The sequence below is a fragment of the Helicobacter suis HS1 genome (assembly GCF_026000295.1).
GTDB lineage: Bacteria > Campylobacterota > Campylobacteria > Campylobacterales > Helicobacteraceae > Helicobacter > Helicobacter suis.
Genome location: NZ_AP026769.1, coordinates 240,051 through 265,946 on the forward strand (window position 1 = coordinate 240,051; position 25,896 = coordinate 265,946).

The following is a 25,896-nucleotide window of genomic DNA, read 5'->3' on the forward strand; positions in this document are numbered from 1 at the left end:
TCCTTACCAGCGATAATGGGCAAAGGCTTTATTAGCCTCAGCCATTTTATGCACTTCCTCTTTTTTCCTAAAAGCCGCGCCTTTATCGCTAGCTGCGTCCATTAATTCATTAGCCAGCTTGTCTATCATCGCGCGCTCATTTCGTTTGCGGGTGGCTTCCAAAATCCAGCGGATAGAAAGGGATTGTTGGCGCACAGGCCGCACTTCTACCGGCACTTGATAAGTCGCCCCGCCCACGCGCCTAGATCGCACTTCTACTAAAGGTTTGACATTTTCTAAGGCCTTTTCAAAAACCTCAATGCCCTTTTCCCCGCTCTTTTCCTCAATTTTATTCAAAGCAGCGTAGATAATTTTTTCTGCAATGCTTCTTTTACCCGCATACATCATTTTGTTAATAAACTTTGTAACAACCTTGTTGTTGTAAACAGGATCCCCTAAAACCTCTCGAACCGGTGCTCTTTTCCGTCTCATTTTTTTCCTTTACTTGTTCCTTTAGCTGTTTTCTCAGCCCCTGCTTTGGTTTTTTTAGCCCCGTATTTACTGCGCGAAACCGATCGTTTATTCACCCCAGCTGTATCTAGTGCCCCGCGCACAATATGGTATTTAACTCCGGGTAAATCTTTAACCCTTCCTCCGCGTACTAACACAATGGAGTGTTCTTGTAAATTATGCCCCTCGCCCGGAATATAGCTAATGACTTCAAACTTACTAGTTAAACGCACCTTAGCAACTTTACGCAAGGCTGAGTTAGGTTTTTTAGGTGTGGTGGTGTAAACACGGGTACAAACCCCGCGCCTTTGTGGGCATTCTACCAAAGCCGGAGATTTGGTTTTTTTAAGGATTTTTTTTCGCTCTTTGCGGATCAACTGGTTGATAGTTGGCACTTTTTCCCTTTATAAAAATTTACGCTAAAAAAAGGGTTATTATAGCCTAAAAATCTTTAAGTGATCTTAGGGGAAGTCAGCGCCCTTGTTTATGGGCTTATTTAAAAAATGATCTTTCAATCACACTTAAAACCAACTATTCTTCTGTATCTCCCTCTGTATCTCCCTCACAAAGATCATCTATTCCTTTATCGCAAAAAATATCTCGTGCATGTTCTGCTAAGGCTTCAGCCTTTTTTAAATTTTTGGGTACACCTAAGCCTTTTTTATACATGCCGGCAAGATCATAATAACAATGAGCAACGCCCATATTGATACATTTTTGAAAGTACTGCGCGGCTTTTTTGTAGTTTTTAGGGATATGGGGAGCATAAGGATCATCTGCCCACATACTTGGACGACCATAATAATAGATATTCCCTAATAGTCTATAGCTGTATCCATCCCCTAAAGCCCCCGCTTTTTCTAAGTACTCCATGCCTTTTCTGAGTAACCCCACACCTCCTCCGTGATACATTTCTCCTTGATACATTGATGCTAATTTTGCATACCCCTGTGTATTCCCAAGCTCTCCTGCTTTTTGATAATACCATTTGGCCTTATCATCATCTCTACACACCGTTGAACTCCCATACTCATAATACTCTCCCATGTACATAGGCTTCACTATTCCCTAAAGCAATTGCTTTTTGGAAATAAGCAACCGATTTATGCCCATCATTTAGAGTACCTCGCGGATCTTCATCACCATAATCTTTATAAATCAAACCTAATTCGTTATAGGCCTGAGAATCGCCTTTTTCTCCTGCCTTTTCTAACACTTCTGCGGCCTTTAGATAATATTGTTTAGCTTTTTTATAACTCCACACAAATCCAGGATCGCCACGACGATACGCGTTTGCTAAAAGTATGTAGGCTGTAAAGTTGCCCATTTCCCCAGCCCTTTCAAGATAAAACATGCCTTTTTGGTAGTACCGTTTATCTTTATTAGGATATGCGTTATAATCTGCGGGGCAGTCTGCCATTGATGTTGCAGATAGGTAAAAATCCCCTAAACTCTTGTACACATCTGCTCTTTTTTGATTTAAGTCTAGAGCTTTTTGATAATAAATAAAGGCCTCTTTGCAAGAAACTCCCCTAAAGTTTATGGCCTTGTCTGTTAATTTAAGATAAGCATCTACCACGCCCATTTTTCCTGCTTTTTTAAAGTATTCAATGGCTTTATCGCGGTCTAAATCTACATATTGCCCCAAATCATACATCAACCCTAAATGATAAAAAGCCTGCGCATCTCCTGCTTTAGCCCCTTGTTTATAAAGTTTAAAGGCTTTTGGATAATCCTTAGACTTGTAGGCTATTTCTGCCTCTTTTAAAATGAGAGCTTGATCTTGAGAGTACAACAAGCTTATAAAAAGAAAGATACTTAAAAGTTGTAACATGCCCATTTTTGATCCTTAATTTAAGGTTTTTAGGCGTAGCGGCGTCAACACGGGCATAACCCGCGTGTAGGCATTTAACTAAGTATAACAAATCTTTAAAGGTCTTAGTTTTTTTTAACAGGCAAGAGTCTACTAATGAGTTCTTTATTCTTGCGGATACTCTCTCTAATCCCTTCAACTTGTTCTTGGATTCGTGAAATATCTTGCAAACTTTTTTGGGCGATTTGCTCCATCTGTTCTGATTGGGTTTGTAAGGATAACACGGCCTGACTAAGCTCATCTAAACTTACATTATTCTGGTTAGCTGAATCTAGCACCGCCTTAGATGAACCCTCAATATTTTTAACCGCCTCATTCATAGAGGAAAAAGTAACCCCGATTTCCTCTAATCGTTGTTGCACACTATTAGCCAAATTACCCACCTCATCAGCCACCACCACAAAGCCTCTTCCATGCTCACCCGCTCTAGCTGCCTCAATAGCCGCATTAAGAGCTAATAAATTAGTTTGATAAGACACGCGATCAATTTTTCGTAAAGCATTAGAAACCTCTGCAATGTTGCCATTAATCGTTCCTACGGTTGAGGAGAGTGTATTGGATAAATTTTCTAAGCTAGACATAGGGTTTTGTAATTTAAGCATCTCTTCTCTAACCGCATTAACATAAGTCTGGTTAGCCGTAGCCTTTGTTGCGATTTCTTTTAAATAGGTGTGGTTGATCCCTGCAACTTGATTATACCCCTCGTATTGTTCTAACAAGGTATTTTTAATAGCAATAACCCTTTCTAAATAGTTATGCCTAATTTGCTCATAATAAGATAGCGTGTTTCTGTAATGGATCAAAAAACTCTTTATTGCCCTCTTTGCTTGGTTCGCCTTGAAAAATGCAAAGCGCGACTAGGGTTTGGTTTTGGTGCAAGTTATTAGATATTTCCCCAAAGGAGGAAAATCCACTAATGGGGCAATTATCAAAAACAGAAAATCCGGGCAAATCCTTTTGGTTATTAATCCGGCGCAAAGCACAGTCATTAGCCAAAATAGCCACAGCCTCTCTACCCTTAGCAAATTCTTGATACGCCTTTAAAGTGCTTTGTATAAAATTAGTAGCCTTTACTAAAATTAGGCTTTCACCAAAGTATAAATCGCAAAAGAAAGTGATGCTTTTATCGGTGTTAAAAGTCCCAATTGATCGGATAAAAATTTGCCCTAAAATCTCTACCGCAAAAGTATAACCCACTAAAGCATTGGCTAAATTTTCTGGAGTACATTTAAAATGCGCACAAAGGGCATCTACAGCGCTCACCAACTCATTACCCATTAAAAAAGACTTAACCTGCCTAAGTTCTGCTACATATTCCCCAATTAAAAAAGAGGTGGGCGTCTTTTCAAAATTATGGGTAGTGAAGACCTCATAGTGATACCCTTGATTTAGCTTGCAGTAGATTAAAACCGCCTCTTGTGCACTAACACGCCCATTTAATGCCAAGTAAGATTCTTTAAAATCTAACTTTCCTCCCGCACTCCCACCCACTAAATTACTCAAGGGAATATTAGATTTTATAAGTGCTTCTAAAAAGAAATTCTCAGAGGCGGTAAGTCCGGGGAAGTAGGTTAAAATAAAAGTATCTAGCAAGCTAACGGACATTCGTGGACGGACTTTTTGCTCAATCACAGCCTTGATCTTATTCTTACGGGTTTCTAAATCCATGTGCACTTGTGCTTTTTGGATATCCCCACAAAGAGTATCTACCATGAACGCCTCTACCTGTTTAAACAACCTTGCATCAAAAATAGTAATCAGAATTGGTTCAGAATTAAGGTGGTAAAAATCCTGCTTAGAACCTCCAATTTGCCCGGCTGTTTGCAAAACAAGACGGGTAGGGATATGGTTAAATTGACTCTCAAGCGTGTTGATCACCTCTTTAAAAAGAAGAGTTGCCGGAATAAAAGCGATGAGTAAAGAACCTTCCGGTTTTGGAGCATTTTTAAGATCATTATAGGAGATAGCTAAGTGCGTGCTAAGCGGTGCAGAATCAGGACGATTTCTAGGATTAGATTTTTAAAAAACATAGAATCTCCCCAAACTTAATATAAAATTAGCCTATCATTGTGTAGCTTAAGTTTTTGCTTGATCAACCCTACTATAAAAAAGAAATTAAGTTAAACATATCCAAGCATTTTATGGCATTTATAGCCCTTTGTTGGGTAAAAATGGCTATTGAACTTTGGCTAAAAATTTGTTAGAATGGAGCAAAGGATTTTTAATGCAAATTCAAGTCCAAGCCTTTGGGGATACGCAAACAAATTGTTATATTTTGCGCCTTGAGCAGGGGGATTTAATTATTGATCCGGGGCTGGGGGCTACTTCTTGGGTGCTTGAAAAAAGCAAAAACCCTTTAGCCATTCTCATCACACACGGGCATTATGATCATATCTGGGATGCCCATGCACTTAAAAAAGCTTGGCCTTCTATGCCTCTTTATGCCCCTCAGGCTGATATTTTCATGCTCACCTCTGATTGTTTTAATTTAGGCCTTACCCCGTGTAAAGAAGAGGATATAATAGGCATAGAGTGCGCTAAAAGTTCTTATAGCTTTGAAATAGCGACTATCCCCATTACCTACTGGCATTTTCCGGGGCACACCCCGGGCTGTTGCATGATAGAAGTTGGCGGGGCGTTTTTTAGTGGGGATTTTATTTTTTATAGAAGCATTGGTCGCTATGACTTTCCCTTTTCTGATCCCAAAGAAATGCGCGCCTCTCTTTTGCGTTTTCAGGATTTACAAAGCGAGGATAAACCCCTTTATCCCGGGCATGGACAACCCACGAGTTTAAAAGCCGAACAACCACACATGCGGGCTTGGATTGCACATATTAACCCTTAAGGACTGTAATGACTGAGGAACAAAAAGAACGCTATAAACGGCATTTAATGCTTGAAGATGTAGGGGAGGAGGGGCAGGAAAAATTATTAAGGGCTAGCGTGCTTGTCATTGGAGCTGGGGGGCTTGGTTCGCCTAATACGATGTATTTAACTGCAGCCGGGATTGGGCGCATTGGGGTATTAGATTTTGACATTATTGAATTAAGCAATCTACAACGCCAAATTATCCACACCACAGCTGAGATCAACAGCTCAAAGGTACAATCAGCCGAGCGTAAAATGCTTGCTCTTAATCCAGAGACTCAGGTAGAGACCTACTTTGACAGACTCAACGCCTCTAACGCTCTTAAAATTATTCAAAATTACGATTTTGTCATTGATGCAACAGATAACTTTGCGGGTAAATTTCTAATTAATGATGCTTGTGTACTGGCTAACAAACCCTTTAGCCATGCTGGGATTTTTAAACACCGCGGGCAAACAATCACGGTTCTGCCTAAAAAAACGGCCTGTTTTGCCTGTATTTTTGAAGAGCCTCCTGAATTGAAAGAACAAGGCATGTTTAAAGCCGGGCTTTTTGGGGTGGTACCCGGTATTGTAGGCTGTATCCAAGCCTCAGAGGCGATTAAATATTTCTTGGGTTTTCCGCTTTTAACTAACCAAGTTTTGCATGTGGATACTAAAAACATGGATTTTAGAAAAATTAGCGTGCAAAGAAATGTAAAATGCCGTGTGTGCGGGGAAAATGGCATTAAAACCTTAAACGATTATCCGCAATAATTAAGAAAGGGCAGTAATTTTATGGATTTATCATCACTCCTAGGTGTGATTTTAGCCATTACGGCTATTTCTGTGGGGGATTTGTTAGAAGGGGGTAATCCTATCCATGTGGTGCATTTAAGCTCTATTATCATCATTGTACCCACTACGCTATGCGCGGCTATGGTGAGTACCCACGCTCGCTATGTCAAAGCCGCTTTTAAAGAAATTAAGATTGTATTTTTAAACCCAAAGGTTGATTTGCAAGAAACAATTAGAAATATCGTAGAATTTTCAACAATGGCTAGAAAAGATGGGGTACTCTCGCTTGAATCTAAAGTTAGCCAGATTGAAGATGATTTTACCCGCAATGGATTTTCTATGATCGTTGATGGTAAGGACATTAAATCCGTGCAAGAAAGCCTAGATGTGGCCATTGAAGAGTTAGAAGAGTATTATCACGGCGCGGCGCATTATTGGATCACTGCTGGCGAGTCAGCGCCTACCTTTGGGTTAGTAGGGGCGGTGCTAGGTTTGATGTTAGCCTTGCAAAAACTAGATAACCCCCAAGCAATGGCACTAGGCATTGCTGGGGCCTTTACAGCAACCGTAACCGGAATTACTTGCTCTTATGCGCTCTTTGGTCCTTTTGGTAATAAACTTAAAAGCAAGGCCAAAGATATTCTTAAAGAAAAAGTGGTGATTTTAGAGGGCATTGTAGGGATTGCCAATGGAGATAACCCGCGGGATTTAGAGATGAAACTTTTAAATTATATCGCCCCGGGCGAGCCTAAAAAGTCGCAGTTTGAATAATGGCTGCTAAAAAAGCTAAACCGGTTGAATGCCCCGCTGGAGAGCGCTGGGCTGTTCCTTATGCTGATTTTCTCTCTTTATTACTAGCGCTTTTTATCGCACTTTATGCGATTTCTGTGGTGAATAAATCTAAAGTTAAGGCATTAAAAAAGGAATTTCTTAAAATCTTTGATTATGCGCCTAGACCTGATTCTATGCAACCGGTTATCACCATTCCACCCGCTCCGGGGGATACACAAACTAGCATGGAAACAGAATCAAGTAAGGCTAATGAAAATTCTAATCGCTCCCAAGTTAGCATTACTAAAATAGGACAAGGCGCGATTTTAGAACAAATAGCCCAAGGTGTGGTTCTTAAACTCCCCTCCTCTCTTCTCTTTGAAAATTCCTATGATGATACGATCAATGCCACCATGCGCGAGTATATCCACCGCATCGCTAAGATTATCCACGCACTCCCCGATCAAATAAGAATTGATGTACGCGGGTTTACAGATAATACACCCCTCCCCTCTAATTCAAGGTTTAGAGATCACTACGCCCTTGCTGCTAGCCGTGCTTATAAAGTCATGAAAGTCTTGCTTAGCGATGGAATTGATCCACAAAAACTCTCTTTTACCTCCTATGGCAAGAATGATCCTATTGCCCCTAATAACAGCCTAGAGGAACGCCTGCACAATAACCGTGTGGAGATTTTCTTCCATGCCGATCAACAAAGCGTTGTAAAAATCCGCTCAATTTTAGATCGCAATTTTAGTAGTGAAAATCGTTGATCCGTCTTCTTTATTTTCTCTTTGTCCCTCTTTTGGCTCTGCCAACCGGTGAACAGTTACTCAGAGAAGAGCAAATGCAACTGCCTAAAAATCCTATTCAAGCCCTCTTTTTTAGCCAAAAACAGCCCTATACTTCTTGGAGTAAAGAATATGGAGTTTATCGCACCAAACACATTTTAGAAATTGAGGCACTGGTTAAACAAGTACATATCAATAAAATTAGCTTAAATCGCGGCCATTGCGCCCTCTTGCCCATCTTGCCTAGCTATGTTTTGAGTTTGCATGAAAAAATGCGCTATGAAGTCTTTTGTGAGGGGGCATTGCGCGTAGAAATTGATACTGATTTTGGCACGCAGGTATTACACCTGCAAGAGGATTTACCCTAGTGGCTTTTTTTAAATTTTTGCACTAAATAGTTATAGCGCATGAGATCATCGCTTCTAAGTTTGCGGCTGATTTTCTCAACCCCTTGGGCATAAATCTGTGATAAAATCTGATACACATTGCTATCAAATCCGCTACCATGCACGGGTGTAACCACGCTAACAGGCATATAACCCCCCGATGAAGTTCTTTCTTGGCGCACGGTAACCCGTGTTCTTACTTGATAACCGGGCAATTCTAAACTGGCTTGATCCAAAGCCTTTTGACTTTTAGGTTCTAGAATTTTAAGCTCTAAAAAGCCCATAGATAAATTGCTATTTTTACCCTCAAGCCCGCCATTGCGTAATCTATCCTCTCTTAAACTAATGTCTTCTAAAACCTTAACATCTCCACTCACTTGTACAAGAATATACCCTTGATTTTGCTCAGTAGCGCTAAGAGGTGTATGGGCTATTGCAACAGAAAAACCCCTTTTTTCTAAAATCATCTGGATTTGATCGAGCATGGAATCTTTAAAGCCTTGTTGCATATTAGCGGGTACATTTTTACTAAAAGTGATGTGCATAGGGGATAATAAAACCAGTAAATGGTTTTTAGGCTGTGGCTTTTCATTTGATTCATAATAAGAAAAGGGAATAGGCCCTTCTGCATGTTTACCTGCCTTCAACCCACAGCCCACACCCAATAAAAGTATAAAGAAAGCTAGGATTATTTCTTTCATGGCCATCCTTAATTAGCGTTTTTTAAAGAAACGGGTAATGATTTTAACAGCCCGCATAAAAAGCTTAAATTTGCTGTAGTTATCCTTAAAAGAACCGCCTCTTTTGCGCATTAGCAAGAATAGGTTGTTTTAAATTCAAAAGGATGTGGGCGGCTCTCCCAAGGGAAGACCTCAGATCTGAATTTAAAACTCTGGTAGGTTTGGATAAATTCCTCACTAAAAACCTCGCCCTTTTTAAGATATTCTTTATTAGCTAGCATTTCCTCAAGCGCACTTCTAAGGGTGTGGGGTAATTGTTTGATCCCCTTCTCTCGAATCTCATCTAAAGTGAGTTTGAATAAATTTATATCCATAGGTTTTCCCGGATCGCTCTTCTGTGCAATCCCTTCTAAACCTGCCATTAAAATAGCTGCAAAAGCCAAATAGGGGTTAGATGAGTTATCTGGAAAACGCAACTCAAAACGCGCGGCCTTGCCCTGTGCCCCATAAGGAATGCGCACACTTGCGCTACGATTTTGTGCTGAATAAGTCAAAATAGAGGGGGCTTCAAAACCCGGAATGAGTCGTTTATACGAGTTGCTAGAGGCATTAGTAAAGGCTGCTAGCCCTCTGGCATGCCTAAGTACCCCGCCTAAAAAGTGTAGAGCCATTTGGCTTAAGTTTTTATACACATCTCCGCTAAAGAGATTTTGCCCCCCTTTCCATAAACTCACATGGGTGTGCATGCCACTTCCATTATCTCCATGCAAGGGTTTTGGCATAAAAGTAGCGGTTTTACCATTAAGATGGGCCACCATTTTAACCACATATTTAAGTTTTTGTACATTGTCTGCGGCCTCTACTAAATTACCAAAGCGCACCCCGATCTCACACTGTGCCTGCGCCACTTCGTGGTGTACCACATAAGTTTCAAGCCCCACTTGGTTTAAAACTTTAACAATCTCAGCGCGGATATCTACAAGCGTATCTGTTGGAGGGGTGGGCAAATACCCGCCTTTATGCCCTGTTCTGTGGCCAAAATTCACCCCCCCCTCAAAACTGCGATCGCGATTCCACTCGCCCTCTTCTGTATCAATTTCATAATACTGGCAGTTAGCGCTATTTTTAATCTTAATAGAATCAAAGATGAAAAACTCATTTTCTGCGCCAAAGTAGGCGGTATCGGCTATGCCTAAATCTTGTAGGTGTTTTAAAGCCCGTTTAGCAATGCTTCTTGGGCATTTTTCATAATCTTGTTCTTTATACACATCCCACACATCACAAAAAACCACTGCCGTAATGTCTGCACTGAAAGGATCTAAAAAGTAGCGGATCAAATCGGGTTTTAAAATCATGTCTGAGCGATCGATGCTTTGCCATGCTGGAATGGAGCTTGCATCAAAGGGGATTCCTTTTTGTAATAAATCCTTATCCACCCCGCCAACAGAATAACCCAGGTGATTCCAAGTACCCTTCACATCAGTAAACCTAAAATCTACAAATTCCACTTCTTTTTCTTTGCAAAATTGCAAAAACTGCGCCACATCAGCATCGCTATTATGTCTATCCATTGTATTCCTTAAGTATTTTTCCTCATTTTAACATGGCATAGCTAATTTTTAGAGGGTACAAAAACAGACTCTGCAAGCGGGGGCATTATTTTGCCAAAATAGGCGTTATAGCAAATGTACAAACCCACACAGAGTACACAAAACGCCACACACATGAAGAAAAGGCAAAGAATGGCATCTATGCTATGGTTAAAAATGGCCTGCTTAAGCTGGCTTATTTGCTTTAAATCTGTGGTGTGGGTGAGTTTTTCTTTTAAAGCTTGGATTGTAGCCACATGGGAGACTTGATTAAGCACAGCGTCTTCTCCTCTTGGCCAAATCTTTAACACCCCGCTATAAAAGGTAATAGAGAGGATAAAAAAGGCGGGTAATGCTGTAGTTAGGGCGTATTTAAAGCGTTGCATCTTAAATAAAATGGTGGTGCACAAGATTAAGGCCATGCCCGCTAACATCTGGTTACTCACCCCAAAAAGAGGCCAAAGGGTGTAGATTCCGCCTTTAGGGTCTAAAATGCCTTGATATAAAAAATACCCCCAGAATGCGACGGCTAGAAAAGTAGCTAAAAGGCCCGCACTATAAGACTTATGATTGCCAAGAGGTTTATAAAGATGGCCTAGCATGTCTTGGATCATAAAGCGCGCGCTACGAGTGCCCGCATCTACGGCAGTTAAAATAAAAAGAGCTTCAAAGAGGATAGCAAAATGATAGCCAAAGGCCATAATGGAAGGGTGACCTAAAAGCTGATAGAGTAATAAACTTAACCCGATAGCAAAGGTAGGCGCGCCTCCTGTACGGCTTAAAATGCTCTGTTCGCCTATGTTTTGGGTGAGGGTTTTAATTTCCTCAGGTGTGATAGAAAAACCCCAAGAACTAATCACCTTAGCCGCTTGGGCTAGATTATTGCCTATGCTTTTTTCGGGAGCATTGATAGCAAAATAAAGTCCGGGGTGTAAAATAGCGGCCATTAAAAGAGCCATTAAGGCCACCACAGATTCCATTAACATTGATCCATAACCTACTAAGCGGGCATGGCTTTCTTTATCAATGATTTTAGGGGTGGTGCCGGAGGCAATGAGGGCATGAAAGCCGCTAATTGTCCCGCAGGCAATGGTGATGAAAAGAAAGGGAAAGAGCGCACCGGCAAAGACGGGGCCATTGCCATTGATAAAAGAGGTGAGTTTGGGAATGTGCAGGGGCGGGGCGATACAAATTAAACCTAAAGCCAAAGCAAGCACCACCCCGATTTTTAAAAAGGTGCTTAGATAATCTCTTGGAGCGAGTAAAAACCACACGGGTAAGATAGAGGCGATAAAGCCATAGCCCATAATGCCCCATGCAAGCGTACTTGCCTTGAGGGTGAAATAGGAGGCTAATAGTGCATTGCTGGCTACAACCTTGCCATAATAAATCGCTAAAAACAAAAGAATCAAACCTAAAGCTGAGCTTTCTAATACTTTGGGTCTAAAAAAACGGGTGTAGAGGCCCATAAGAATAGCAATGGGGATTGTACAAGAAATGGTAAAAAGCCCCCAAGGTGAGTGGGCTAGGGCCTTAACCACGACCATAGCTAAAATAGCGATGATAATAACCATGATGGCTAAGGTAGCTAACATCGCTAAAGAACCCACAAAAGGACCCATCTCCTCTTTAATCATCTCGCCTAAAGAGTGCCCACTGCGCCGCATAGAGACAAAAAGCACGACAAAATCATGAACACAACCTCCTAGCACGCTGCCTATTAAAATCCAAAGTACAGAGGGCAAATAACCCATCTGTGCGGCTAGAATGGGTCCTACTAAAGGCCCAGCTCCAGCAATAGCAGCAAAGTGATGCCCGAAAGTTACAGCCTTATGTGTGGGGATAAAATTTTGTCCGTCATAAAGCACATGGGCGGGGGTGGCGCGCTTGTCATTAAGCTCTAAAACCTTGAGTGCTATAAAATGGCTATAAAAGCGATAACCTAAAGTGTAAATACACACCGCCGCGCACACTAGCCAGAGCGCGTTGATGCTCTCGCCCTTATGCAAAGCCAAAACCCCCAAACACACAGCCCCCACTAAAGCCAAAAGCCCCCAGAGTAAAGAGATCACCGCTTGCATCATTTGCCTTATCTTAAAAATAAAATCCTATTGTGCTCTTTGTTAGCAAATATTTTAGGGAGGGTGGTCTTTGTGTTTAAGAAAAGGAAAGAAAGATTAAAAACCACAAATTTGACTTCTTTATAATGATCCGAATATTTTGCCATTCTAGCATGGCTGGTTTAACATAACCAAGAAATAGGGACAAAACCCACATAAATTTAAACTAAATAAAGCCAGAGACGCAGGCCGTCAGTAACGCCACTACAATTCCAATCGCCAGTAACAAGCGCATTTATACCCTTTAATTTTGAATTAAAGGTGTATTATAAACCCCTAATGTTAAAAGAAGTATAGCTAAAATTCTTTTAGGACAGGGGGTCTTTAGCTTGAATGAGCACATAGAGCTAAGACCTCCAAACCCTTAAATAATTTTAATTGGCAGCTACAAGCATGCCCAAATCTCTCAAAATGAGAGCAGAAATCTACGGGCTAAATTTAAAGACCTAGACATAGACTTTGAGGATTTTAGAGTGCTACCCTGTGTCGTATTTGATCCCAATATTAAAAGTTATACGGGTTTTAAAAATACTCAACCCACCCCTAAAAACCTCTAGGAGTGAAAAGACCCCCCAAAACACTACCTTAAAACTATTTTTGCTCAGGTTGCCAAATGGTCTTTTCAGAGGGGGTATAATCCTTCTCGTCCTCTAAAATTTGCTTTTTACTCTCTGCACAGGCCGTCAGTAACGCCACTACAATTCCAATCGCCAGTAACAAGCGCATTTATACCCTTTAATTTTGAATTAAAGGTGTATTATAAACCCCTAATGTTAAAAGTCCATAAAAACCCGCGTCTAACAATGGATTGATCGTGTAACGACATGTACCCTTTTTCTCTGATCTAAACTATAGATTGCATGAAACTAATATTAGCTTTTAACTTTGTAATCTCTGCCTACAAAATCCCCCTCTTTTCTAGTAATACCACAATCTTAGCGCCTAAAGAACTCATGGGTAGTTGCTTGAGACTAGCTAAAGCTACAATTACTAGGTTTTCTGGTTGTAAATCCTCTAAAGTGGCTTGATAAAGCCAAACTTGCACGCGGTACTTGGTATAGCTATGCCGTACACTCCCTAAGAGAGGTAGGGGTATTAAATCCTGCTCTTTTAAGAGAGGAAATTGGTAGAGGTGGGCATATAAACCCTTTTGTGTGTAGGTGAGGTATAAATTCTTTGTTTCTACACATACCCCGTAGTGTTTTGTAATGGGAATACTGGGGGGTTTTTTCACCACACTAAAACGCTCTATATTTTCTTTACCACAGCAACTAAAACTTAAGGGGCAAATGTGGCAACTAGGTTTAGGGGTGCAGATAAGCGAACCTAAATCAATGAGAGCTTGGTTATGATCAAAAGAATTAGTTGGATTAACAAAGGTTCTAGCCTTGTCTTGCAAGAGGGTTTTAAGATTCTTACTTTTTAAATCTAGTCCAAATAAGCGCAAAAGCACACGCGAGACATTGGTATCTAGCACGCCCACATTTTGCCTAAATCCAAAACATAAAATCGCGCTTGCGCTGTATGCTCCAATACCGGGCAGGGCTAATAGGTCTGTATAATTAGAAGGCAAACAACCGCCATATTTTTGGCAACAAATCTGCGCGCTTTTATGTAAATTTTTAGCACGGGCATAATAACCTAGACCTTTCCATAAAAGTAAAACCCGGTCTAAAGGGGCGTTTGCTAAATCTATTAGAGTGGGGAAGGCCTGCAAAAAGGGGAGATAAAATTTGTCTAACACAACCTCAATTTGGGTTTGCTGGGACATGATCTCAGAAACATAAATTTCATAAGGGGCATTGGGGCCTGTAAGGTTTCTAATCAGCATACTTTTACGCCCATGTGCTTGATACCAGACTAATAAAGCTTCTTGTAAAACTTTCAGTTCAGGTGTACTTGACATACAAATGATTAATCCGTCTAACTAGGTGCATGCCAATAGAGAATTTTTGTTCAAAGCGTTCTATATTGGAGTTATTGGGTTTTTCAGCAATGGCAAAGGGTTCTAATACTAGGTTAGATATTCCATGCAAATAGGTACAATCCATTAGGTTATCCACCGGTATCACCCACTTGGCACTAGCCTTGATAAAAGCCATAGCAACTTGTGGGGTTAAACAATAGCCTTGAGTGCCATTTCCAGCTACTGGACCTACAATTTGGAATACAGCCGTAAAACGCGTGGGTTTTTTGACAAGTTCAAATAGATCTAGATGCATTAGCCGTACATAGCCTAGTGTGTAGATATGTTCTTCTAAAAAATCTAAAGATTGCCAAAAGCATGGCTCTAGTTCTATATCATCTTCTAGTATTACAATAGGTTCATTGTATTCTAAACACCTATACCACAGGCAAAAGTGGCTGGCATAACACCCTAATTCTCCTAAACTCATATACTTGCCTTTGTATTTTAGTCCATAGAAGTAGGCACTCAAAGTATCCTTAAGATTATGAGTAACCTCACAACTTGGGTGGGTAAAATAAGGGTGTAAATGGGCTTTAACTAAAGGATGTAACCCCGTTTTAGTTTTAGAATAAATGGCATCAAAAACTTCTACACTATGTTTAGAAGAAGTGCTTAAACTCTTTTTTAAATCGCTAATATCGCGCTCAAAAAGTTGGTTTTCTTGGCAGGTTTTTGAGGAAAGGTGGATTAGAAAAATACGCATGGCAACTCCAAAATGGTGTATTATAATACTTTTCTCTTAAGGTTATACATGCCCTATAAATATCCGTTTTTAGACTTAGTAGCCATAAATGCACCCTATCAAGAAGCTTTTAAACTCCAGCTGCAAGCACATTTAAAAAATGCTCATTTTATCGGGGGTCCTGCGCACTCACAATTTTTACAAGCCTTTAGCCAGTACTGCCAAAGCCCGCATGCCATAGGTGTAAATAGCGGATTAGACGCGCTGACTTTAATGCTAAGAGCCTACCAGATTTTAGGGCTTTTGCCACAAGGAAGTGGGGTGCTATTGCCCTCTTTTACTTTCATAGCCACAGCCCAAGCACTGCTACATAATGCCTTAGTGCCACAATTTGTTGATATAGGCAAAGACTATCTCCTAGACCCCTACGCATTAGAAGCCAGTGCCACACCTCAAACTAAAGCGATTTTGGTAGTGCATTTATACGGTCAAGTGGCTAATATGCAGGCTATTAAGGCAATTGCTAATAAACATGGGTGGCTCGTGCTAGAGGATTGTGCCCAAGCAACAGGGGCGTTGTATGCACAACAAAGAGCGGGTAGTTTAGGGCATGCAGGCGCTTTTAGTTTTTATCCAAGCAAAAATTTAGGGGCACTTGGAGATGGGGGTTGTGTGCTAAGTTCTAATAGCCAGCTAATAGAAACAATCCGTGTATTAAGCAACAATGGCTCACCAGATAAAAAGGACTCATTATATTTAGGCTATAACTCTAGACTAGATAGTATTCAGGCTAGTTTTTTACATGTTAAATTACCCCATTTAGATACCCATAATGCTAAACGGCGCGCCTTAGCCCAAATTTATTTAGATACCATTAATAACCCCTATGTGTGTTTGCCAAGTGTGTACGACATAGAAGAACATGTATTCCATCTCTTTGTGATTCGTATCTCTCAAGGTCTGCGCTCACAAATGCAAAAACATTTAGCTAGCTATTCTATAGAGACGCGTATCCACTACCCCATTCCCATACACTTACAACGCGCCTTTAAAGAGTATGCTAATTTATCACTACCCCGCACTACGCGCTATTCTCAAGAAGTTTTAAGTTTGCCTATTAGCCCCACTCAAAGCATAGAAGATACGCTTTTTATCGCTAAGGCGATCAACGCTTTTAAACCTATCTGAATATTGTAGAAATATTTAGAAGTACTTAGGCGGTTTATAAGGACTTTTTATACTCCCCTTAAGCCTTTTTTAGCCATGCTTATTTTCAAAATTTTTTAAGTGGATAATTTAACGCTAAAAACTTTTTTAATCGGGATTGTGGCGGGTGTTTTTGGGGCTATTGGTGAAGTGCCCAAATGCTAAAGACATTTGGGCTTCCTAGGCTGATGTTGCCCGTAGGGAGAGTTTGGTTCTCACTCTGTGTCCCTATAGTAGGGATTTTACAGAGTTTGAGCTCCAACGCATTCCCTACAGGTCTCACACATCATATCTCCAAAGGCGTAACTTCCGACACTTCCTGCCGTAGATACGAATGTATGGGGACATTATACCACAAATTAGTGGCATTCATCCCACCCGCTAAAGACGAGTGGGATTTCTGCCGGAGAGTTTTAAACGAATCACACCATAAAAATTAACCTCAAATTGTTGTTGGATTTTCTCCATAGACAACTCCTCTACCGGACCATAAAGACCATAACCTGCATTGTTCCAAAGCACATCAATACGGCCCTGTTCTTTGATCACCTGCGCAACAACAGACTCAATATCTGATTCATTTCTCACATCCATTTTAAGAACATGCCCGCCTAATTGCTCTAAATCTTGCATTTTATCTACACTGCGCGCTACACAATAAACAATATACCCGGCTTGGATTAAATCTTGGGCTGCAACCTTACCCATACCCGAGGAGGCACCGGTGATTAAGAGTACTTTTTGCATCTAAACCTCCTGAAATTTATTCGTGCTAGCAGATTAGTACCTAATTTTGGTTAACAATTTATTAAATGTTCATTACTCGCCCGTCTTAAATCTCTTTGTAGTTCTGTGTACTTGGATAAACACTCTTTAGTAGCAAAAAGCAAAAAGTCTGGTTTTTCTAATTGCGTGTTAAAGTCTTTATAAAATTCAGTGCTAGGGGTTGGTTAGATCGAAGCTACTTTGTTGCTTTATGCCAAATCTTAGCTTTGTAGTGTGATTTTCCCCGTATCACACGCCCTATAAAGCTAAGCTTAATGCGATGCTTTTTGGCTCGCTGGATTAAAGCATGTTTGTTTCGCGCTGGTAAACACAAAAGCATTTCGTACTCCTCGCCACTTAAAAAGGCGCGTTGGTGGGGATTTATCAGCTTACAATGTAATTGATTAAGCTGTGATAAGCGGTTACACTCAGCCAAAAGGCCATCAGAAATATCTAACCCAGCGTGTAGAAGGGGGCGTATTGTTTGCATAAAAGGGGCTAGATTTTTGAGCACTGGTTTATAAAACTTAGAGTGGCCTGCAACCCTCCCGCCTCTAAGCAAGGTCTGCAAAGCTTTATCACTCTCTCCAAGTCTGCCGGTGTGCACTAACAAATCTCCAAGCCGCATTTTTTGCCGTAAAAGAGGCTTTGCACTACTCGCTAAAAGCGTAATGGCTAAACTCAAACTTTTTGAAACAATAGTATCCCCGCCTACAATCTGGATTTTAAACTCTTGGCAGGCCTTTTGTAAACCTAGCACTAGCTCTTTTATTTCTAGCGGGCTAAAATTCTCTGGGAGTTGTAACCCTAAAAGGGCGTATTTGGGCACAGCACAAAGCGCGATCGCATCTGAAATATTAACCGCTAGGGCTTTATAGCCTATTTGTTCTAAAGTAAACCATTCTCTTTTAAAGTGCACCCCCTCAGTAAAAAGATCAAGCATATAAATAGGGTTTTTAAAGCAAGGCAAAACCACCCCATCATCTCCTAACCCAAAGGTTATCCCGCTTTGCTCTAAAATCTGTAAAAAGATGCGTTCTAAATCCACACTAAACTAACTTTAAACTCATATCCACCCACACCGCTTGGTGAATCAATGCCCCGCTACTAATGGCATCAACTCCGCTAGAGGCATAGGCGCGCACACTTTCCTCTGTGATATTTCCACTAGCCTCTAAAAGCACTAAAGGATAATTTTGGTTGCGATAAGCCACCACCTCTTTAATCTCCTCCACACCCATATTATCACACATAATAATATCCGCTCCTATGGCCATGATCTCCTTAGCCATTGCCACACTATCGCATTCAATTTCAATTTTAGAAGTCCATGGGATTTTTTGGCGGGCATGTTTGATAAAGGCTTTTAAATCCGGAATATGGATTAAATGGGTGTCTTTAAGCATAAGCGCATCATCTAAACCTAAGCGGTGGTTTTTAGCCCCGCCATTGCGCACCGAATACTTTTCAAAGACGCGCAAAAGGGGGCGGGTTTTGCGGGTATCTAAAAGACTAATGGGCAACCCTGCAATTAAACGCACAAATTGTGCTGTCTTTGTGGCTATTCCGCTACTGTGCTGTAAAATATTAAGTAACACCCGTTCAATTTGTAAAATCAAGCGCCAATCACCCTGCAATTCTAATAAAACTTGTTTGGGCTCAAAACTTTGGCCATCTTTAATTTTCCATGTATGCTTTATTTTCAACCACTCTAAAAGTGCTTCTACATAAACTTGGCCTGAAAAAACCCCCGTATCTTTAGCTAAAACATGGGTTTGTACAAGTTTAGGCTCTACAAGGCGAGCAAATAAATCTCCAGCGCCTAAATCCTCAGCCAAACACTCCCTTAAAAACTCAATGTACATTTCTTGCATCAGCACTCCATGATTCATGGAAGCGGTGGTAATTTTTAGGTGAGAGATAGAAATTAAAATAAAGATAATTTGTTAAAACCTCTTTTTGACCCAACAACTCAGCAATGGGAGTTGCAAAAGAGATTTCTTGACCCTGAAGCGAGTCAAAGGTGGCACTATTTTGTACAAAGAGTACCACACTAGAACCCATTTCAAAACGCCCTAGTTCTGTTCCTTTGCTAATGCTAATGGGGGGGTTGTAGGTATAAATTTTAGGATTCTTGTGCACGCGGGCGTTGGTGTGGATACTAGGATCAAAATTAAGCACAATCTGCCCCACATTTAAAGCCCCTATAGCCACAAAATACAACAACTGCCCCCGCACATCTGTTGCCACCACCACTACCCGCTCATTGCGGATAAATGCATTACGGTAGCGGTACTGGTTAAGCGCAGCAGGATTGACGCTTAACAGTTCCCCGCAAAAGTGGCGCACTTCTGAAATTTGTAGATCACAGGGGGCATGGAAGCGGTGGTAATTTTTAGGTGAGAGATAGAATACCCTGTGTGAAATGCCCCATTTCTTTAAATTTTGACCCAAATACGATGAGTTTTTCCTCTAAATGCCTTCTATCCTTGTGCATGGTATCTTGGATTTCTTGGAGATGGTTATAAAGATTTGTAAGGCTAGTGTTTAAATTGGTGTTTAATTCGTCTTTATAAAACGAGGGGTTTGTAAAGCCGTTAAATTCTGTTTGCATTTCATTTTCTTGAATCCATTTGCGGATTTTATAGATTTCTTGGTTAATGGCATCTAGGGCTTTTTCTAATTGCTTAGTCTTGCTAGTAAATTCTTTATCTTTCAAGTGGCTATAGGTGAGTAGACACACAAAAATAAATACCACCTGGCCATTATTGTAAATCCGCTAGTTTAAGTACAAATTCAATTTGTCCTTTGCTAATGCGTAGTTCTTTTGCAATCGAATCAATGCTATGCCCCTCTTGGAATAATTGAATCACCTTTTTTTCATCAATATCATCGCTACCCAGTGTGAAATGCCCCATTTCTTTAAATTTATTCTCTAATACGATGAGTTTTTCCTCTAAATAATCCCTATCCTTGTGCATGGTATCTTGGATTTCTTGGAGATGGTTATAAAGATTTGTAAGGCTAGTGTTTAAATTGGTGTTTAATTCGTCTTTAACATTAGCGCTAATACTAGAGGCGTTAAATTCTGTTTGCATTTCATTTTCTTGAATCCATTTGCGGATTTTATAGATTTCTTGGTTAATGGCATCTAGGGCTTTTTCTAATTGCTTAGTCTTGCTAGTAAATTCTTTATCTTTCAAGTGGCTATAGGTGAGTAGACACACAAAAATAAGTACCACCCCTCCCCCTACAATCCACAATAATTCATTAAAACTCAGATCCATCACAAACCCTTACTTTTTTAAACTTTCTAATTCAACTTGGACAATATAACTATCCCAATCGCGTACATCACCAGCATGCATGCGTTCAACACTTAACATTTTAGGATCAAAAGCCCTAGCCATTAAGGCGATGCGTTTATAGGGCATGTGGGGGAATTTTAAGCGCATGTAATAAAGTGTATCTACAATAAAAACCTGCTGACTCACCCCTAAAACCCCATGCCCTAGTACGCTAACATTGATGCGATCTTCTAAAGCAATGTACTCCATGTCTCTCTCATGGATATATTGCTCTAAACGATCTAATTTTTTATAAATTTCAGATAATGCTTTTAAAATCACATCTTCTCGTTCTTTGCCATAAAACACCTCCCAAGGCACATGCAGGGCTTGGCTAGCTTGTCCTAATTGTAAAAATTCTTGATCATGCAGGGGCATATAGGGGGCGTATTCTACTGGCAAAGACACGCTTACTAAACGGGTAAAATATCCATGTTCTTGGCACAATTGCTTATAAGTGCTTAGCAAGCCACACTCCGCGATCTAATACAATAAAACCTAAAAACACTAAACCCAAGTACCCATTGCTGACAAAAAAAGCCTTAGGGATATTTTTAAAATCACGATAAACTAGCCATTGTTCATAAATTAAGATGCACAAACACACCCCCACACCCAAAGCCGCTGCTAAACCTAGCTGTGCGCTACTTACAAAACCTATCCAGCATAACACCGCTAAAGCATGGGCTAGGCGCGAAAGTTTAAGGGTAATTTGTTCTCCAAAGATAGCAGGCACGGAATAAAGCCCCTCTTTGCGATCAAATTCTATATCTTGTAAAGAATAGAGTAAATCAAAGCCAGTTACCCAAAACACCACCCCCAAAGCTAATAACAAACTCCATAAAGGGATATAACCTAAAATAGCAATCACTCCAGCTAAGGGCGCTAAACCTAAACAAATCCCTAAAACAAGATGGGCTAGATAACTAAAACGCTTCATGTAAGAATAGCCCCCTAAAATGAGTAAAAAAACAAAGGAAAGCTTAAAGGCAAGGGCATTGATCAGAAAACTCACCCATACAAAGAGAAGGGCATTAGCCAAACAAAACCCTCTTAAAGTCCAAATACCAATGCGCCCATCAACACTGGGGCGGTTATAGGTACGGGTGTTCTTTATATCAAACTTACGATCCACAAGGCGGTTAAAACCCATAGCAAAATTACGGGCAAAGAGTAATGCCAGAGCGCATAAAAGCAATGCTTTTAAACCAAACCACAGACTTAAACGAGCCTGCGTACTGGAGACGACTATGGCAATTAAAATAAACATACCCGAAAAAACCGTGTGCTCAATGGCAACAAGATCGCCTAAGAGCTTAAGTTTTTTTAACATTTAAAACCTCTTTAAAGCCCCTATTTTAACATAAAATCAAGAAATTAAAAGGTAGAAGAATAGGGCTAAGCTGATCACATAAAGAGCGTAGTAAGCATAGACAAATCGAATCGCTAAAAGAGAAAAAAACCCATAAAGAGATAAAAGCCATATAGGTGTGTGGTAGTTAATTGTAGGGATATGCCATTTTAAAGTCTGGAGTAAATAAGGATCAAAGAGATCGCCACTATTAAAAAGGTGCAAGATTAAGCTTAAGGGGAAAAAGAGGACAAAAATAAAAGAGAGAAGAATGCCGCTGAGCTGGTAGGGGTTAAAGGGGGCAAAAAAAGCATGCACAAGGGGGAGCATGTGTAAAAAAAGGGTGGTATTTAATAAAAAGGCATAAATAAGAGGGTGGAGTTTTGGCATGTGTTTGATAAAAAGGAAAATATAAAACACGCCCCCTACAGATAGAATAAACCCAATATTGCGCACTAGTGAAGGAAAAAGAATTAAGGATAGTAAAACCACTAGCGCTAGTAATGAAAAACTTAACAGCTCTAAACCATTATAAAGTAGAAAAAACCCAAGTAATGCCATCACAAAGGCGCGTAAGAAAGAAGGCTGAAAATGCAGCAAAAACAAGTAGCCTAAAAGCAAACACAAAACCACTCCCATTAAATCATAGGCACGGTTGCGGTAAGGAAAATAGCGTTGTTGTAAAAAGGTGTAGGGGTATTTAAGAATGAGAAAAAAGAAAGCGCTTAAAATCCCTAGATGAAAGCCACTAATAGCAATTAGATGACTCAAACCCAAACCCACCACCACTTGCCTTAAGCTTTGATCTAGCAAATCAGCTAGAAATAAGGTGCGGTAAAAATTGCCCATTAAAGGGCTATTATGTTGGGTGTCAATGGCTTTTCTTAAAGGGTTTTTAGGATCGCTTCCTTGTTCTAAAGAGAGGGAGAAAGTGTAAAAATAACAGGATTTTAAAAATTGCCAAAACGAACAAGGCGCCATTTTACCAAAAGCGCGTACAAATTGTAAACTCAGGTCTTTAATATCCTCTTTGCTGGTGGTGTAAAACACATTGTAATGGCTATCCTGTAGCTTTAGTACTTGTGTAGCGCCCTTGTTATATTGCAGGAGTACTTGGGCATGCAAGCTTAAAGGTTTTTTGTCTAAAAAGCGGCTGTATTGTTGGTATTTTAAACTTAAAGAAATAGCAAATAGACCTAATAAAAGGCCTAGAGCATAAATCCACTCTTTAGGGGTTTGGAAAAGGGTAACAGGAGGCATTAAAAAACATCAGGGACGGGGGTCTGCTGGGGTTCTTGGTAAAAGGTGGTGGGTTTATACTCTCCATCTTGGCTTTCTATTGGGTCTTCAAAACGCGTATAGGCTTTATTAAAGAGTATTTTAACCGTACCAATATCCCCATTGCGGTTTTTAGCTAGAATAAGCTCTGCTTGCTCAATGCCCTTAGTGCTCTCATAGTTGGCTTTTTTCTCGGCATTGAATTGTTGTTCTAACTTTTTAGCCTCCTCATTCTTTCCTTCTTTGCGCAACTTGGCCAAACGATCGTTGTGATCGCGTTGTTTATAGACTGCATCGCGGTAAAGAAACAAGACTTGATCGGCATCTTGTTCAATTGCGCCGCTATCTTTTAAATCAGAGAGAATAGGCCGCCTATCCTCACGGCTTTCTAAAGAGCGATTAAGCTGGGCTAAAGCGATAATAGGGGTTTGTAATTCTCTAGCAAGGGTTTTAAGACCTCTGCTGATTGTAGCGATTTGTTCATGCCTGTTTAAACTTTGATCGCTAGCCATTAATTGTAAATAATCAATAATAGCAAGGGTGATTTCGGGGCATTTTCTTTTAAGTTGGCGCAATTTAGAGCGCACATGTTGGATTGTTAAAATACTGGTATCATCAATGAATAAAAATTTGTGGTAGATGTTTTGGGCGCTTCTACTAAGATTTTCCCAATCCTCATCGCTTAGATTGCCAATTTTAAGATTGTGCAAATGTAGCGAGGTGAGATTAGAAAGCAGACGCATCATGAGTTGCTCTGCTCCCATTTCCATGCTAAAAATAGCCACTCCCTGATTATGATTAAGGGTGGTTTTTGCTATGTTAAGCACTAGACTAGTTTTACCCATACTAGGACGCGCCCCTATTACGATCAAATCGCCGGGTTGAAAGCCCCCTGTATAATCATTTAATTTATTAAAGCCAGTATCCACCCCCGTAACTCTTTGATTGCCCTTTAACTTAGCTTCTTTAATAAGATTAAGGGTTTGTTTGAGTACGCTTTTAACATCTTTAAACCCTCCCTGTGTTGTTTGTAAAGAGAGAGCATAAAGATCGCGCTCAATGCTATCCATAATGGCTTGGCTAGATTTTGCCTGATCGCACTCTGTATGGATTTGTCTAGCCAAATGTAAAAGGTTTCTACGGCAAGCAGCTTCTTTAATGGCATGGATATAGGCGCTTAAATTGGCTAAAGGAGTTGTACCCATTATGGCGGTTAAAGCCTCTGTGGTTTTTTCATCGCCCTTTATTTCTACTTTCTTGTTAAGAAAGTGGGCATCTACGGGGCGTTTTTCCTCATACAGTTCATTACACAACTCAAAAAGATTTTGGTGCGCTTCGTAGTAAAAGTCTGAAGGTTTAAGCTCTCTGGCAAATTCTTCATACTGCTGGCTTTCTAAAAGAGCAGAGAGTACCACGCGCTCCATAGAGATTAAATCAGAATCAAGGGAGGTTACATCTTGCATGCAAGCATCTCTAAATTAGAAATAAGTTTTTCTGGGGTGAGGGCATAACTTTCTTTGTAAGTAGCAGCAGCGAGAGCATGGGCTAGGCTAGCATGGATAGCTGCATCTAAAAGAGTGTAGCCTTGTGCTAAGAGTGCCACCACTAATCCAGCTAGTACATCTCCACTCCCTCCCTTAGCCAAAGCGCTATTGCCTAGCGGATTAATAAAAATGCGCCCATTATAAGCAATGAGTGTATTAGCCCCTTTTAAGAGTAAAACCACATGCGGGAAAGTTTGGCTAAATTCATGGGCTAATTCCAATTTAGAGCGTAGTAAGGTGGGTAAATCTAGCTTAAAACCTAGAGTTTTTAAAAGTGCTAAAAATTCTTTAGGGTGGGGTGTGAGAACAAGAGAATAGGGCTTTTTGAGCCACTCTTTTAACAGAGGTTCGTAAAACAAATCCGCATCTAGCACACATGCCCCCTGCTCTAGCATTTGTTCTATAAAGGTGGGCTTTACTCCCATACCCATGCCAATAGCAAAGGCATTAGCTTGAGTAGGGATTTCTTTAGCATACATGAGCTCTATTGGTTTGCTTTGGCTTAGACTAGCTGCCCCTAAAATACTCACCATTCCAGCCCCAAAGGCTAAAGCACTCTTAGCACTAATGAGCCCCGCCCCACTCTGTTTACCTACATACACGCATGCATGGCCAAAATATCCCTTATGTACATTTTGTTTTGTGCGCTTAGGTAGACACAGATCGCAACTCTCTAATAAGTTAAAGGGAGTCTCTGTTTCATACAAAGAGCGCCCTATTCCTAAATCCGCTACAATAATCTCTCCGGTAAAATCTTTGGCCATGTCGCTAAATAAACTTACCTTTAAAGCCCCCATGCACACACTTACATGGGCATTAAATGCCACAGAACTAATAAAACCATTTTGATCAATGCCGCTAGGTATATCACAGGCCACGCGCCATTGCCCTAATGCATTCATCTGTTTAATTAAATCCTGCATTTGCTGATCTAACTCCCCTTGTAATCCTGATCCAAATAAACAATCTACCAGCACAGCACAGGGATTTAAATTGCTTATCATTTCTACTTGAGTACACAAAGCGCGCTGGTATTGGACACGACACAAGGCACTTTTAGGTTCTTTAGCGCTAAAGACTTGTACGCAATAATGAGTACCCTGTAAATGCCTAGCCAAAGCATAGCCATCGCCTCCATTGTCTCCACTCCCACAAACAATTAAGATCTTCTCCCCCCTTTTAGCTTGCTTTGTAACAACCTGCTTTAAGGCCATAGCCGCATTTTCCATAAGCAATTCTGGCTCTAATTGATAGAGCATACAGGCGCGCTTGTCTAGCTCTTGACCGTCTTTATAAATAGCTTGCATGCTAACCCCTTAAAGGGCTCATTATATCCAATAGTTTTTAAAGGCTTTATGTCAAAGCTAAATTATCTTTTAACGATCAAATTAGATCACATGGATTAAAATT

At 40.5% G+C, this 25,896-nt stretch carries 27 protein-coding genes and 1 pseudogene; 6 read left to right on the top strand and 22 right to left on the bottom strand.

The features are described from left to right. Positions 1 to 3 precede the first annotated feature (3 nt). The 5 genes and pseudogenes from rpsG to OO773_RS09925 all read right to left on the bottom strand — a co-directional run. Entirely contained in the window at positions 4 to 471 is a 468-nt protein-coding gene (gene rpsG / locus OO773_RS01415; protein ID WP_034376793.1) for a 30S ribosomal protein S7, read from the bottom strand. After that, complete coding sequence (rpsL, locus tag OO773_RS01420) at positions 468 to 884, bottom strand: 30S ribosomal protein S12 (RefSeq protein ID WP_006564714.1); 417 nt, start codon at positions 882 to 884, stop codon at positions 468 to 470. Before rpsL ends, rpsG begins: the two co-directional genes overlap by 4 nt. A gap of 136 nt (positions 885 to 1,020) precedes the next feature. Further along, positions 1,021 to 1,536 (bottom strand): tetratricopeptide repeat protein, encoded by a 516-nt coding sequence (locus OO773_RS01425; protein ID WP_176601995.1) that lies wholly within the window; start codon positions 1,534 to 1,536, stop codon positions 1,021 to 1,023. Then, positions 1,520 to 2,329 (bottom strand): tetratricopeptide repeat protein, encoded by an 810-nt coding sequence (locus OO773_RS01430; RefSeq protein WP_264828624.1) that lies wholly within the window; start codon positions 2,327 to 2,329, stop codon positions 1,520 to 1,522. Before OO773_RS01430 ends, OO773_RS01425 begins: the two co-directional genes overlap by 17 nt. Before the next feature lie 98 nt (positions 2,330 to 2,427). Further along, positions 2,428 to 4,351, bottom strand: a pseudogene (locus OO773_RS09925) (methyl-accepting chemotaxis protein); the annotation flags it as partial. Positions 4,352 to 4,586: 235 nt separating this feature from the next. Here OO773_RS09925 and OO773_RS01445 point away from each other — a divergent pair. The 5 genes from OO773_RS01445 to OO773_RS01465 are packed head-to-tail and all read left to right on the top strand — an operon-like array spanning position 4,587 to position 7,937. Next, on the top strand, positions 4,587 to 5,207 hold the full coding sequence (locus OO773_RS01445) for an MBL fold metallo-hydrolase (protein WP_034376784.1): 621 nt from the start codon (positions 4,587 to 4,589) through the stop codon (positions 5,205 to 5,207). An 8-nt stretch (positions 5,208 to 5,215) separates the two neighbouring features. Continuing rightward, positions 5,216 to 5,986: a HesA/MoeB/ThiF family protein gene (locus tag OO773_RS01450; RefSeq protein WP_006564718.1), complete on the top strand. Its 771-nt coding sequence runs from the start codon at positions 5,216 to 5,218 to the stop codon at positions 5,984 to 5,986. A gap of 21 nt (positions 5,987 to 6,007) precedes the next feature. Further along, entirely contained in the window at positions 6,008 to 6,778 is a 771-nt protein-coding gene (motA, locus tag OO773_RS01455; RefSeq protein ID WP_006564719.1) for a flagellar motor stator protein MotA, read from the top strand. Next, on the top strand, positions 6,778 to 7,551 hold the full coding sequence (motB, locus tag OO773_RS01460; protein ID WP_178137339.1) for a flagellar motor protein MotB: 774 nt from the start codon (positions 6,778 to 6,780) through the stop codon (positions 7,549 to 7,551). Before motA ends, motB begins: the two co-directional genes overlap by 1 nt. Further along, entirely contained in the window at positions 7,548 to 7,937 is a 390-nt protein-coding gene (locus OO773_RS01465; protein WP_231102892.1) for a hypothetical protein, read from the top strand. The genes motB and OO773_RS01465 overlap by 4 nt, the downstream gene beginning before the upstream one ends. On the opposite strand, the gene OO773_RS01470 is transcribed toward OO773_RS01465, so the two are convergent. The 6 genes from OO773_RS01470 to OO773_RS01495 form a co-directional block, all read right to left on the bottom strand. Then, the gene (locus OO773_RS01470) at positions 7,934 to 8,656 is read right to left on the bottom strand and encodes an HpaA family protein (RefSeq protein ID WP_034376782.1); all 723 of its coding nucleotides are present in this window, start codon (positions 8,654 to 8,656) and stop codon (positions 7,934 to 7,936) included. The genes OO773_RS01465 and OO773_RS01470 overlap by 4 nt on opposite strands. A 110-nt stretch (positions 8,657 to 8,766) precedes the next feature. Further along, on the bottom strand, positions 8,767 to 10,206 hold the full coding sequence (glnA, locus tag OO773_RS01475) for a type I glutamate--ammonia ligase (RefSeq protein ID WP_006564722.1): 1,440 nt from the start codon (positions 10,204 to 10,206) through the stop codon (positions 8,767 to 8,769). Positions 10,207 to 10,247: 41 nt separating this feature from the next. After that, a complete protein-coding gene (locus OO773_RS01480) occupies positions 10,248 to 12,308 on the bottom strand; it encodes a carbon starvation CstA family protein (protein ID WP_006564723.1) in 2,061 nt (686 codons plus the stop codon). 627 nt (positions 12,309 to 12,935) lie between these two features. Then, positions 12,936 to 13,070, bottom strand: a complete 135-nt coding sequence (locus tag OO773_RS01485; RefSeq protein WP_006564724.1) for a hypothetical protein — start codon at positions 13,068 to 13,070, stop codon at positions 12,936 to 12,938. Positions 13,071 to 13,242: 172 nt separating this feature from the next. Then, complete coding sequence (locus OO773_RS01490) at positions 13,243 to 14,232, bottom strand: A/G-specific adenine glycosylase (protein ID WP_178137340.1); 990 nt, start codon at positions 14,230 to 14,232, stop codon at positions 13,243 to 13,245. 1 nt (position 14,233) lies between these two features. Further along, positions 14,234 to 15,016, bottom strand: a complete 783-nt coding sequence (locus tag OO773_RS01495) for a glycosyltransferase family 25 protein (protein WP_040499265.1) — start codon at positions 15,014 to 15,016, stop codon at positions 14,234 to 14,236. Positions 15,017 to 15,064: 48 nt separating this feature from the next. Between OO773_RS01495 and OO773_RS01500 the strand changes: the two genes are divergently transcribed. Next, on the top strand, positions 15,065 to 16,183 hold the full coding sequence (locus OO773_RS01500; RefSeq protein WP_040499266.1) for a DegT/DnrJ/EryC1/StrS family aminotransferase: 1,119 nt from the start codon (positions 15,065 to 15,067) through the stop codon (positions 16,181 to 16,183). A gap of 399 nt (positions 16,184 to 16,582) precedes the next feature. On the opposite strand, the gene OO773_RS01505 is transcribed toward OO773_RS01500, so the two are convergent. From OO773_RS01505 to OO773_RS01555, 11 genes are all read right to left on the bottom strand, one after another. After that, on the bottom strand, positions 16,583 to 16,948 hold the full coding sequence (locus OO773_RS01505) for an SDR family NAD(P)-dependent oxidoreductase (RefSeq protein ID WP_219330359.1): 366 nt from the start codon (positions 16,946 to 16,948) through the stop codon (positions 16,583 to 16,585). Positions 16,949 to 17,162: 214 nt separating this feature from the next. Next, positions 17,163 to 18,014: a thiamine-phosphate kinase gene (locus OO773_RS01510; RefSeq protein ID WP_050780155.1), complete on the bottom strand. Its 852-nt coding sequence runs from the start codon at positions 18,012 to 18,014 to the stop codon at positions 17,163 to 17,165. Position 18,015: 1 nt separating this feature from the next. Next, positions 18,016 to 18,831 carry a carboxylating nicotinate-nucleotide diphosphorylase gene (nadC, locus tag OO773_RS01515; RefSeq protein ID WP_006564099.1) on the bottom strand — a complete coding sequence of 272 codons (816 nt, stop codon included), beginning with the start codon at positions 18,829 to 18,831 and terminating at the stop codon, positions 18,016 to 18,018. Next, positions 18,821 to 19,420, bottom strand: a complete 600-nt coding sequence (gene asd, locus OO773_RS01520) for an archaetidylserine decarboxylase (RefSeq protein WP_264828625.1) — start codon at positions 19,418 to 19,420, stop codon at positions 18,821 to 18,823. Before asd ends, nadC begins: the two co-directional genes overlap by 11 nt. Continuing rightward, positions 19,362 to 19,724, bottom strand: coding sequence for a hypothetical protein (locus tag OO773_RS01525; protein ID WP_264828626.1), 363 nt, complete (start codon positions 19,722 to 19,724; stop codon positions 19,362 to 19,364). The genes asd and OO773_RS01525 overlap by 59 nt, the downstream gene beginning before the upstream one ends. Positions 19,725 to 19,731: 7 nt before the next feature. After that, positions 19,732 to 20,253, bottom strand: coding sequence for a helix-turn-helix domain-containing protein (locus OO773_RS01530; RefSeq protein ID WP_264828627.1), 522 nt, complete (start codon positions 20,251 to 20,253; stop codon positions 19,732 to 19,734). A gap of 9 nt (positions 20,254 to 20,262) precedes the next feature. Then, the gene (locus OO773_RS01535) at positions 20,263 to 20,781 is read right to left on the bottom strand and encodes a hypothetical protein (RefSeq protein WP_034375667.1); all 519 of its coding nucleotides are present in this window, start codon (positions 20,779 to 20,781) and stop codon (positions 20,263 to 20,265) included. Continuing rightward, complete coding sequence (gene mqnP, locus OO773_RS01540) at positions 20,765 to 21,646, bottom strand: menaquinone biosynthesis prenyltransferase MqnP (RefSeq protein ID WP_006564102.1); 882 nt, start codon at positions 21,644 to 21,646, stop codon at positions 20,765 to 20,767. The genes OO773_RS01535 and mqnP overlap by 17 nt, the downstream gene beginning before the upstream one ends. A 36-nt stretch (positions 21,647 to 21,682) precedes the next feature. Continuing rightward, positions 21,683 to 22,924, bottom strand: a complete 1,242-nt coding sequence (locus OO773_RS01545; RefSeq protein ID WP_006564103.1) for a ComEC/Rec2 family competence protein — start codon at positions 22,922 to 22,924, stop codon at positions 21,683 to 21,685. After that, positions 22,924 to 24,405: a replicative DNA helicase gene (gene dnaB / locus OO773_RS01550; RefSeq protein WP_006564104.1), complete on the bottom strand. Its 1,482-nt coding sequence runs from the start codon at positions 24,403 to 24,405 to the stop codon at positions 22,924 to 22,926. The genes OO773_RS01545 and dnaB overlap by 1 nt, the downstream gene beginning before the upstream one ends. Beyond that, a complete protein-coding gene (locus OO773_RS01555) occupies positions 24,393 to 25,793 on the bottom strand; it encodes a bifunctional ADP-dependent NAD(P)H-hydrate dehydratase/NAD(P)H-hydrate epimerase (protein WP_006564105.1) in 1,401 nt (466 codons plus the stop codon). Before OO773_RS01555 ends, dnaB begins: the two co-directional genes overlap by 13 nt. Positions 25,794 to 25,896: the final 103 nt, after the last annotated feature.